10 protein-coding genes are annotated in these 11188 nt (G+C 61.0%); 7 read left to right on the forward strand and 3 right to left on the reverse strand.

The window, feature by feature from the left end; genetic code table 11:
- Positions 1-24: 24 nt before the first annotated feature.
- The 5 genes from LA343_RS09635 to LA343_RS09655 all read left to right on the forward strand — a co-directional run bounded on the left by LA343_RS09635 (position 25) and on the right by LA343_RS09655 (position 6846).
- On the forward strand, positions 25-1965 hold the full coding sequence (locus tag LA343_RS09635; RefSeq protein ID WP_025403121.1) for a hypothetical protein: 1941 nt from the start codon (positions 25-27) through the stop codon (positions 1963-1965).
- A 210-nt stretch (positions 1966-2175) separates the two neighbouring features.
- Positions 2176-2814: an SDR family oxidoreductase gene (locus LA343_RS09640; protein ID WP_025403122.1), complete on the forward strand. Its 639-nt coding sequence runs from the start codon at positions 2176-2178 to the stop codon at positions 2812-2814.
- Between the two features lie 72 nt (positions 2815-2886).
- Positions 2887-3804, forward strand: coding sequence for a DUF808 domain-containing protein (locus LA343_RS09645; RefSeq protein ID WP_025403123.1), 918 nt, complete (start codon positions 2887-2889; stop codon positions 3802-3804).
- Positions 3805-3812: 8 nt separating this feature from the next.
- A complete protein-coding gene (locus tag LA343_RS09650; RefSeq protein WP_025403124.1) occupies positions 3813-4685 on the forward strand; it encodes a patatin-like phospholipase family protein in 873 nt (290 codons plus the stop codon).
- Between the two features lie 430 nt (positions 4686-5115).
- Positions 5116-6846: an APC family permease gene (locus tag LA343_RS09655; protein ID WP_025403125.1), complete on the forward strand. Its 1731-nt coding sequence runs from the start codon at positions 5116-5118 to the stop codon at positions 6844-6846.
- Positions 6847-6999: 153 nt separating this feature from the next.
- Here the strand turns inward: LA343_RS09655 and LA343_RS09660 are convergent, their stop codons facing one another.
- The gene (locus LA343_RS09660) at positions 7000-7644 is read right to left on the reverse strand and encodes a hypothetical protein (RefSeq protein WP_224209152.1); all 645 of its coding nucleotides are present in this window, start codon (positions 7642-7644) and stop codon (positions 7000-7002) included.
- A gap of 156 nt (positions 7645-7800) precedes the next feature.
- Entirely contained in the window at positions 7801-8334 is a 534-nt protein-coding gene (locus tag LA343_RS09665; protein ID WP_025403127.1) for a type 1 glutamine amidotransferase domain-containing protein, read from the reverse strand.
- Between the two features lie 463 nt (positions 8335-8797).
- Here LA343_RS09665 and LA343_RS09670 point away from each other — a divergent pair, with 463 nt between their 5' ends.
- Together LA343_RS09670 and LA343_RS09675 are read left to right on the forward strand one after the other, a co-directional pair.
- On the forward strand, positions 8798-9628 hold the full coding sequence (locus LA343_RS09670) for a GDSL-type esterase/lipase family protein (RefSeq protein ID WP_025403128.1): 831 nt from the start codon (positions 8798-8800) through the stop codon (positions 9626-9628).
- A 265-nt stretch (positions 9629-9893) separates the two neighbouring features.
- On the forward strand, positions 9894-10469 hold the full coding sequence (locus LA343_RS09675; RefSeq protein WP_025403129.1) for an SDR family NAD(P)-dependent oxidoreductase: 576 nt from the start codon (positions 9894-9896) through the stop codon (positions 10467-10469).
- Here the strand turns inward: LA343_RS09675 and LA343_RS09680 are convergent.
- On the reverse strand, positions 10444-11154 hold the full coding sequence (locus tag LA343_RS09680) for an IS6 family transposase (RefSeq protein ID WP_025403130.1): 711 nt from the start codon (positions 11152-11154) through the stop codon (positions 10444-10446). The two genes, LA343_RS09675 and LA343_RS09680, sit on opposite strands and share 26 nt — an antisense overlap.
- Between the last annotated feature and the right edge of the window lie 34 nt (positions 11155-11188).

Consider the following 11188-nt stretch of genomic DNA (forward strand, 5'->3'; position numbering starts at 1 on the left):
ATCACGATGTCGGCCAATCGCCCTTTGGATGATCCCGCCAACTCGGCGACCTCTGCCAGCGATCGCACGGATCACCCAGCGCGGCACACTCCACAACACACCACCTCAGCGCACGCTGCCACCCCACCTCACGCACGCGACGAACGCAGCAGCAGTAGGGAAACCAACACCACCTGCATCACCATCACCGCTGCTGCCCTCATCGTCGCCGCCACAGTGATCCGCGCCATTCAAGTCTCCCAGCGCACGCTGTACTGGGATGACCTCATCATCCCCGCCTATTTTGGCGACTTCTCCCCCACCTCCCCATCCACGTGGGGTGTCCTGTTCCGTTCCTATGACGGCCACATCATGCCTGCTTCAGCGGCACTGCAGTGGGCCACCCAGCACCTTGCGCCGCTGCGTTGGTGGCTCCCTGCGCTCATCATCATCGTCGCCACTGCGGGGTGTGGTTGGCTCTGGTGGCGGGTCGCGGTGGCTCTGCGGGGTCGGAGTATCTCCGCCCTCGTAACGCTGACCTTCCTTCTGTTTTCGCCGTTCCTCATGGCCGCCGCCGGGTGGTGGTCCACCGCGGTCAACGCCCTAGCTTGGCAGGCGGGCATGGCGGGTGTCACCCTGTGCGTCCTTGCGGCGCGTCCCACACCATCGCCACGCCCCACCGCGACAGTCGCCACCCGCTCCATCCTCGCGGCCACCATAACGTTCACCGCCATCGCACTCGCCGGGCTCCTGTTCACGGAGAAGGCTCTCTCCCTTATTCCCGCCGCATTTGTCATCGCGCTGCTCGTGCGCCTGCCGCGCCGCCAGTGGTCGTTGTTCGTGCTCCCCGGCGCACTGTGGGTGCTGTGGCTCGTGCTCTACCTGCGCCTTTCCGAGATCCCGGACACCCACAACCCGGAGTCCATCACCGGCGCCCTGCCCGGCGCGGTCTTTCGGGCGCTCATTCCGGGCATGCTCGGTGGCCCCCTTTGGTGGGAGCGCTGGCGCCCCTCTACGGCGTTTGCCGCCACCCCGCTGGCGTGGTCGATCATTTCTGCCGTCGTGGTCGCGGTCGTGGTCGTGGTCTGGCTGCGCCGCGATCCGCGCACTCGCCTCGTGGCGCTCGTCGCGATCGTGGGATACGCCGCCGCGCTCCTCATCGCGCTGGTCACGGCCCGCGCGGGCGCCCAGTCGTCCGGCGTGCTCACCTTGAACCTGCACTACTACACGGATTGGTTCGCTTTCGCCGTCGTGGCGGTGGCGGCCTGCCCGCCGGCGCCGGCGGGTGCTCAGTCTCCCTCGGTCCGACGCCACACCCGGCGCGTCCCCTATTCTGTCGTCGGGGTATCACTCTTTGTCCTCATCAGTGTGCTCAGCACTGCGACCTGGGTGTGGGCGTGGCGCGATGACCCCACGAAGGCGTATCTGGCCAACCTCCGCCAGTCGGTGTACGTAGATAGACAGCCGCTGCTGGACCAGACTGTGCCCCTGGAAGTGCTACTCCCATTCACGGAACCGTACAACCATGTTTCCACCGTCACGGGTGTACCGGCCGTGTCCGCGATCGATGAACCAACAATGATCGGCGAGTCCGGTCGCGTGGTGGATGCGGGGATCATGGCGGTGGCGTCGAACGAACAGAGTCCGGGCGAGGGCATTGAGCCGGGGTGTGGCGTGCGCATCATGGCGGGCGAGCAGCGCGTGATCCCACTCAGCGGTGCGCTGCCGTTTGGTGAGTGGACGTGGCAGCTCAACGCGGCCGCGACGGCTCCGTTGGAGGTGCGCATCACCACGCCGAATGGGCTGGAGACGCTCGAGGATGCGGAGGCACGAGCCACAACAGTGCAGGTGGGGACGGACTTGCGACCCCAGTGGGTGCGAGTGTCCGGCGGTGGCGGCCTCATCGCTCTGCGCGTGAGTGGACCGGCGGGGGCGAGCCTGTGCGTGGGGCAGGGCGAGATCGGGCCGTTGGTACCGCTGCGGTAACCGTTAATCACTGCTGATCACTGCTGATCACTGTTAACAACCGCAGGTGGCAGTTGGCAACAGTCGATGACAGTCAGCATCGGTCAGAACTTACCGGAGACTGTTCGTGTCGGTTCGCAATAATTATCGGACAATTATTAGAAGCTAACTATACATGTGGCGCGTTTCATTGAAACGAGTCTATGGTGGTGACCAGAAAGGAGTTTCACTATGTCAAACGTCATTATCCTTGGTGGACACGGAAAGGTTGCCCTGCTGGCATCCCCGAAGATCACCGAAGAAGGCCACGTACTCACCAGCGTGGTTCGTAATCCCGATCATGTCTCCGAGGTCGAGGCCACAGGTGCCCAGGCCGTCGTGGAGGACATGCAAGAACTCGATGTCGATGGATTCCGTCGTCTCTTCGACGGACAGGACATCGTCATCTGGGCGGCCGGTGCCGGTGGCGGCGACAAGGAGCGCACGTACGCCATCGACCGCGATGCCGCCATTCGCGCCATCGACGCCGCCGGCGAGCGCCGCTTCATCATGATCAGCTACTTCGGCGCAGGCCAGGATCACGGCCTCAGCGAGGACGATGATTTCTACCCCTACGCCCAGTCCAAGGCCGATGCCGACGATCACCTGAAGAAGTCCGCCGCACAGTGGACCATCCTGGGCCCGAGCCGCCTCACCAACGACGAGGAGACCGGTGCGATCGACGTCAACCCGGAGGAAGGCGATTCCGTCAGCCGTGGCAATGTGGCCGCGGTTTTGGCTGAGGTTGTCAACCGCCAGGAGCTCACCGGTAAGACCGTCGAGTTCAATTCCGGTTCCACCCCCGTGTCTGAGGCACTGGACAACCTGTAAACAGTATCTTTGGTGAGGTAACCCCCGGAAGGGGATTGCCTCAGCCGAAGGTAACTACAAGGAGACAGGTTCATGGCCGGTGGCCTCGCCGCACTACTCGACGACGTCGCGCTCATCGCGCGCAAAGCCGCAGCAAGCGTTGACGATATCGCCGCAGCAGCGGGGCGTACCAGCGCCAAAGCCGCCGGAGTGGTGGTGGACGATGCCGCAGTGACCCCACGCTTCGTGCAGGGGGTCACGCCTGCACGCGAACTCCCCATCATTTGGCGCATCACCAAGGGCAGCTTGATCAACAAAATCGTCATCATCCTGCCCGCCATTTTGCTGCTCAGCTGGTTGCTGCCGGGAGCGTTGACTCCCCTGCTCATGCTTGGCGGCTTTTATCTATCTTTCGAAGGCGCCGAGAAGGTCATCGACAAGTTCACCGGCGGCGGACACGATGAACCGGCCGCGGATAAGAACGCGGAATCGGAAGACTCCTTAGTCAAGGGCGCTATCACCACCGACTTCATCTTGTCCGCCGAGATCATGGTGATCAGTCTCAACGAGGTCACCGATCTGCCAATTCTGCAGCGTGCGGGGGTGCTGATCCTCGTGGCCTTGCTCATCACCGCGGCGGTGTACGGAGCCGTAGGCGTGCTCATCAAGATGGACGACATGGGTCTGGCGCTGACCCAGCGCGATTCCGATGCCGCCAAGAGGTTCGGTCGCGGCATGGTCGCGGCAATGCCGAAGATTCTGTCCGTCATCGCCGTTGTCGGCACGTTCGCGATGTTGTGGGTTGGCGGGCACATCCTGCTGGTTGGCGCCGACGAGCTTGGCTTCCACTGGCCCTACCAGACTGTGCACCACATTGTGGAAGCCGTGCATCACCTCGGCGGGGCGGTAACCTGGATCGTTGAGACATTCTTCAGCATGGTCGCCGGCCTCATCATCGGTTCCGTTATCGCCGGCATCGTGCACATTCTGCCGTGGAAGAAGGGACACTAACGCTACCTATGATCGCCGAGGACGTCGCGCTTGTCATCGAAGGCGGAGGCATGCGCAATGCGTACACCGCCGCCTGCATCGACCAGCTGTTGGCTCACGATATTCACTTTGGGTGGGTCGGCGGCATCAGCGCTGGGGCGAGCCACACGGTGAACTTCCTCTCCGGTGATCGTAAGCGCGCCCGCGAGTCTTTCGTGGAGCTCGGCTCCAACCCCAAGACAGGCGGCATCGGTTCGCTCTTGCGCGGTTCCGGGTACTTCAACGCGGAATACATCTATGAAACCGCGGGCGCACCCGGCAACGATCTTCCGTTCGATTGGGATGCCTTCGCTGCCGATCCCACTCCCCTGTGCATTGGCGCCACCCGCGCGGATACCGGCGAGTCCGTCTACTGGGGTCGCGAGGACTTCGCCGACCTCCCCGACCTCATGCGCAAGGTGCGCGCTAGCTCCACGCTTCCGGGGCTCATGCCGGTGCCAACCATCGATGGCGTGGATTACGTCGATGGCGCACTTGGTGATTCTGGTGGTCTTATTCTCGACGCCGCCATGCGTGATGGTTTTGAGCGTTTTCTGATCCTTCGCACGAAGCCCCGCGGATACGTGCGGCCGGAGCTGCGGCGCCCGCAGGTGGTGAAGCAGCTTCTGCGCAAGAGACCGGCAGTTGCCCAGGCCCTGATTGAACGCCCGGCGAAGTACAATGCGGCGTCGGAAAAAATCAACGAGCTGGAAAAGAGCGGCCGCGCCGTGGTGTTCTACCCCGAGAACATGAAGATTCAGAACACGGAGCGCAATTTCGCCAAGCTCGAGGAGGCGTGGGACCTCGGCATGGCGCAGACGAAGCGCGAGTGGGATAGCTGGATGGAGTTTTTGGAGAAGTAACCCTTTGGGTGCGGGGGAATTTTTACGGGATCTTGCGTTGGAGTTTCTGTGGAATTTTCTTCAGTGACGCCGTGTGGGGGCAGTTATCAACTAGAGAATTCTCCGCGTTTATCCTGTTCGCGCGAGATTTTTGCCCCCGTTGGGTGGGAAATTACCGTCCCGGGAGTTTCTTTCTGAGATCTAGCTGAGGGTGCGCGAGATTTTGCCATAGATTCTTTCTTCGCCTCTTCTAGTAATTTTGACAACAGGCATAGACTCCTTAGCTATCGCGACGGTTGACCACCACCCAGGGCCACGCCGCATGGCCCCCACCATGGCTGTATTTGTTTCATCCAATTCGGTTTATCCAATTCGGTTCATCAGTCTTGGCTCGCCCCGCTCCCATGTTTTTTCGGGGTAGGTCACCAGAAACTTCGCCATAGGAGTCTCCATGTCGGCACCTCACAATTCGCCGAGCGGCACAGGCCGCTCCCACGGCGGTGTCACAGTTCCCGAGCACAACACCGAAGGCCACCAGCTCCAGCGACACGTCGGTGCCGTTGGCCTGTTGTTCGCCTCAGTCGGTTCCATCATCGGTTCAGGTTGGCTCTTCGGCGCCCTCAACGCCGCGCGCGATACCGGACCGTCTGCCATCATTTCCTGGACGCTCGGCGGCATCATGATTTTGTTCATTGCCCTGAGCTACGCCGAGCTTGGCACCATGTTCCCGCTCTCCGGCGGCGTGGTGCGCATTCCCCACATCTCTTTCGGCGGTTTCGCCAGCTTCCTCACCGGTTGGATCAACTGGCTCGCGGCGTTGGCGCTGCCACCCATCGAGGTGGAGGGGGCATTGCAATACGCCACGAAGTACGCGCCATTTACCCAAGAAAACACGGTTGGGGACAAGATTGTTCACACGCTCACGCCGCTGGGCATTGTCACGGCCGTGATCCTCATGGCCGTGTTCGTGGCCATTAACTTCTACGGCGTGCGCTGGTTCGCCCGCGTCAATAACGTGCTGGTGTGGTGGAAGTTGGGCGTGATCGCGCTGGTGATCGTGGCTTTCTTCGTCATGGACTTCCACCCGGAGAACTTCAGCGCTGGCGAAGGCTTCTTCTCTAACGGCACCCACGGTGTGTTCACGGCTATCGCCACCTCTGGCATCGTGTTCTCCTTCTTGGGCTTCCGCCAGGGCATTGAGCTCGCTGGCGAGACGAATAACCCCCGCCGCAACGTGCCGCTTGCCGTGGTGGGCTCGGTGCTTATCTGCCTAGTGCTGTACGTGGGTCTGCAGACCGCCTTCATCGGTGTTCTGCCGCAGGGCGTGATCGACAGCATGGGCGGCCACTGGGCCACGCTGACGTTCAAGGATTCCTTCGACCCGCTCGCTGGCGTGGCCATGCTGCTGGGCGCAGGCTGGCTGGCGGTTCTGCTGTACGCGGACGCCGTGATCTCCCCGGCTGATACAGGGCTGATTTACGTCACGACCACGGCCCGTATCTCCCACGCCATGGCCCGCAATGGCAACGCTCCCCGCGGCCTGGCCAAGCTGAACCGTCACGGCACGCCGGTGATCAGTATGATCGTGGCCTTCTTCGTGGGCCTGCTGCTGTTCCTCCCCTTCCCTTCGTGGCAGCAGATGGCAGGATTCATCTCCTCGGCAACGGTGCTATCCTTCGCCTCCGGCCCGCTGACGCTGGCCGCGCTGCGCAAGCAGCTGCCGAGGGCGAAGCGCCCCTTCAAGCTGCCCGGCGGCATGATCATCGCGTTCCTCGGCTTCTTCTCCTCCAACCTGCTGGTGTACTGGACGGGCTGGAACACGAACTACAAGCTGTTCCTCGCTGTGTTGCTGGGTTTTGTGATGCTGGGCTTGAACTACGTGTTCAACCGCACCGAGCACCTGAACCGCGTGAACATGGCCTTCAAGGCTGGCCTGTGGTACATCCCGTGGCTGGTGGGCTTGGCCATCATCTCCTACATCGGTGATTACGACGGCGGCAAGGGCATCCTGCACTTCGATACCGCTATCCCGACCGTGGCCGTGTTCTCCGCCATTATCTTCTGGATGGCCTACCGCTTTGCACTTCCGACGCACCAAGCCGAGCAACTGGCTTCCGTGATGCGCCGAGAAGCAGAGGAAGAGGAATTGGAGTTCGAAGGGAAGGTAATTCCCGCGACGTAACCGACCATCGACACGATTCTTTCGCCGGGTTCTGCGAACGCCACTGACACTGTGGCGGGGACAGGGCCCGGTTTTTGTGTGGTGTTCTTTGCTCTGTGTTCTCCGCGGGAATGGTGTGTTCTTCGCAGGTGCGCGGTGTTCTGGGAGCCGGTGTTACAGAATCTTCGGCAGCCCCAAAAGGATCAGGATGGCAGCAACCACGTACCCCGCCGATTTCGCCAAGGTGTCTTTGCGATGGCGGAGGTTCGCGATGAACGTAGCCAGCCAGCTTCTTGGGTAGCGCAGTACGAACCCGAGCGCTAGCCCGGAGAGCGCGGGCAGGCTGAGTGCGAGCGTTGCGTACAACACCAGGGCCAAATAGCGCACCACAGTGCTGAGATCAGTGGTGGTGAGGTAGGCGATACCAATGAAAAAGGGCACGGACGTGATGGACTGAATGATTCCCAGTGCCGAACCGCTGAAGAAGGTCGCAGCCGAGGGCACGCGCAAGGGCTTGGTGAGTCGCGCGATGAGGGGCGCGGGGTCGCCACCGCGAAGAGTGAGCACCACGCTGATCAGGCCGAAGATGACGAGCACCCAGCCGAACTGCGCAGACTCGAGGGCGGTTCGGATCTGGGATTCGAACCGGTGCAGCACCGCGAGGGTGGGGATCGAGAGGATCAGCACGCCGAACCAGTCCCCCGCGACAAGCAACGTCGCCACCTTGCCGTAGCGGCGTGGGTTGGGGTGGATGACGGCCACTGCGAAGAGCACGCCGATGAGCAGCACGTTAATGGAGTCCATCAGTGCGAAGCTCACGGCATGGAACATAAGGCGGGGTCTCCTAGGAAGGGATATGACAACGAGCGAGTGGATCCGTGGGGATCCACTCGCTCGGATTCTACAGGCCTACGCTCAATGCCAGATTGTCGCTGGCAGGTTCATGCTGGCCTTGCGCGGGCTCTAGTGCGCGCTCTAGTGCTCGCCCTCGGCAAACTCTTCGATGATCTTCTCATTGAAGGCGGGCAGGTCCTTCGGAGTGCGGGAGCTGACCAAGCCCTGGTCACACACAACCTCCTCGTCGACCCAGTCGGCGCCGGCGTTGGTCAGGTCGGTCTTCAGCGACGGGAAGGATGTGATCGTGCGTCCCTTGAGCACATCGGCCTCGGTAAGCAGCCATGCAGCGTGGCAAATAGCGCCTAGAGGCTTATCTGCTTCCACGTGAGCCTTGACGATCGCAACGGCATTGTCGTCCATACGGATGGCATCGGCGTTGCCTGTGCCACCGGGGAGGATGATGCCGTCGAAGTTCTCGCCCTTGGCTTGCTCCGTCGTCATGTCGACGTCGACAGTGGTGCCGTTCTTTCCTTCGATGGATCCGCTTTCAGTCGAGATGACCTTCACGGTGGCTCCGGCGGCCTTGACTGCCTCGAGCGGAGAGGTCAGCTCAGAGTCTTCGAATCCGTCGGTGGCGATGACGGCGATGGTGCGGTTGGACAGTTCAGACATGCGCTGTTTCTCCTTAATTGAAAATTAAAGCTTGTAAGTGCTGCGAGCGGGTACTGCGAACGAGTTGTGAACAAGCGCTGCGTACTCAACCTCGCACTGCCCGAGGCTAGGCGCTTTTTCCGATAGATGCTGTGAAGCCTGGTTCTGTAAGACCCACGCATGTTACTTCAGGGATTAAAGTGATTCATGTGGCGCATGTGACTTGCGAAACGAGCGGGACTAAGGTTCACTGTTTTGCAGGTAAAAAATTTCGCGATGCGATACCGTTGCTGTAGCGTAGAGCGTTATTGAATCTCGATCCTTGTGCAGCGCGATATATCGCGCGTTATGCCCAGCTCACGCGCGCCTTTCACTGTATTGCGTCGTGTTGCGTCAGAAATTTATAACGGAGCTGTAACGCGGGTCGAGCCACCGTCGATTGTTCTATTGCTGCATTTAGACGACACTTATTTTGGAGAGTGACATGCTGAAGAAACTGGCCCGCACCTTGGTGGCTGCGTCCGCCGCCGTTGCTGCTGTGGGTGGCCTTGCGCCGGCCGCACAGGCAGTCCCCGGTAACACCGTTGTGCTGGGCGATTCCCTGGCAGCGAACCCCACCATCGTTGACTACGTCTCCGGCAAGGGCAACATCCCTCTCCCCGGTGGGCGCGTGAACACCATGGGCTGTGGCACTGACTTCCGCTTCTCCAACGCCATCGGCGCTGCCAACGGCACCCCTGCTGCGAACTTCACCTGCGCAGGTGCTTCCTACCGCACTGGCGGCATCCACATGATGGATCAGCTGAACCTCGCCGCCGAGAAGGGCGAGCTCAACGGCGCTACCAAGCAGGTCGTTCTCTTCTCTGGCGCTAACGACACCTACCCCTACGTCGTTAATGACAAGATGCCCGTCCCGCAGATCAAGGCCAATCTCCAGGCCTCCATGCGGGATGCCATCAACCGCGCCAAGCAGCTGGCCCCCAACGCCCGCATCAAGGTGGTCGGCTACCCGACCATCTCCACCCCCGAGGGCAAGGTGTGCCTGCTCAACGTCATCCCGGGTCAGCCCATCCAGGATGCTTTCACCAACATCCGCGAGATCGAGGATGCTGCCCAGTGGGCTGCTGTCGACGCCGCTAAGGAAACCGGCACGCAGTTCGTCGATCTGAAGCCGATGAGCGCCGCCCACGGTATGTGCTCCAACGATCGCTGGATCGCTGGCATCATCGACACCACCGCTGGCCCCCACAACCTCATCCTGCACATGACGGACGCTGGTCTGGACGCCGTCGGTGCCGCAGTGGGCCGCGCCTAAGCTTCCGAAGCCCTCTGTAACTTTCGGTAGCTTTCTGTAGCTCTCCGTTCCTCGAGGCACCCGATTTCCCCGCATTATGTGGGGTGAGTCGGGTGCCTCGTTTTTGTGTGAGAAATTCTCCACTTCGTCCTCCCTGTCATCCGCCCAAGTCTCTGCCTCCTGCAGAGCGCGCAAAGTGCGCCTACCCTCGATAGTGAAAGGGATTTGTTCCCCCCAACTGGGAAGAAATCCCCGACAAAAGATCACAACGAAGGGAAGAAACACTATGAGTAATGACACTAAGGTTGTCGCCGTCACCGGTGCGGGCGACGGCATCGGACGCGCCATCGCCGAACGTCTCGGCAAGGATGGTTACACGGTCATCGTCTCAGACATTAGCGAAGAAAAGGGCAACGAAACCGTCCAGATCATCAAGGACGCTGGTGGCACCGCCGATTTCGTATTCGTCGACGCGGGCAAGCTTGAAGACAACGAAAACCTCGTGAAGTTCGCACTCGACAAGTACGGTCGCCTCGACGCTGCCGTAAACAATGCCGGCCTCGGTGCCCCGCCCGCTCCGCTGGCCAAGATTGATACCGCAGCATTCGATCGCGCGATGAGCGTGACACTTCGCGGCACCTTCTTCGGCATGCACGCTCAGCTCGATCACTTCGCGGAAGTGGGCAAGGGCGACATCGTCAACATCATCTCGATCGGTGGTCTGCAGGCCACGAAGAACCTCTCCCCCTACATTGCCGCCAAGGGTGCTGTTGCAAAGTTGGGCCAGGGTCGAAAAGCCCAACCTCAAGACATTAGTTGTCCTTGCTCCGGGGTGCTTAAGCCGTCTCGAAGACCCGGTTGACGATCACCGCGTCTGGGTTCGGTTGCCCGTAGGCAAACACCGTGCCTTGCTCTTTCCGCAATGAGTGCATCGCCTCCATCCCTTTCAACGTCCGATATGCAGATGTCCGGTTCTTAAACGCGCCTTTCGGCCCGAGGATCCGCTTCAGCCGACCATGGTCGCCTTCCAGGATGTTGTTGAGGTATTTCACCTGCCGGTGTTCCACTGTTGGCGGGCAGATTCCCTCCGCCTTCAACTCGGATATTGCCTTGGCCAGAGCTGGTGCCTTGTCGGTGTTGATGACCCGCGGGGATCCGGCTGTCGTATTCGATCGCAGCGTCTTGGCCAGGAAACGCTTCGCTGCGGCCACGTTCCGCTTCGGAGAGAGGTAAAAGTCCAGGGTCTGGCCACCGGCGGTGATTGCCCGATAGAGGTAGCACCACCTGCCGCCGACCCGGATATAGGTCTCATCCACCCGCCAGGAACTGGCCTGCCAGTCAGGTACCTGCCGGTACCACCGTGTTTGCTTGTCCAGCTCAGGGGCGTATTTCTGGACCCAGCGGTAGATCGTGGTGTGATCGACCGGCACGACCCGCTCGGTCATCATTTCCTCCAGATCGCGGTAGCTCACCCCGTAGCGGCAGTACCACCGCACTGCCCACAGAATGATGTCACGGGGGAAATGACGACCGGAGAAGATACCCATGGCTGTGATTATTTCACGTCGCTCTTCCTACTGC

The sequence above is a fragment of the Corynebacterium falsenii genome (assembly GCF_020099275.1).
GTDB lineage: Bacteria > Actinomycetota > Actinomycetes > Mycobacteriales > Mycobacteriaceae > Corynebacterium > Corynebacterium falsenii.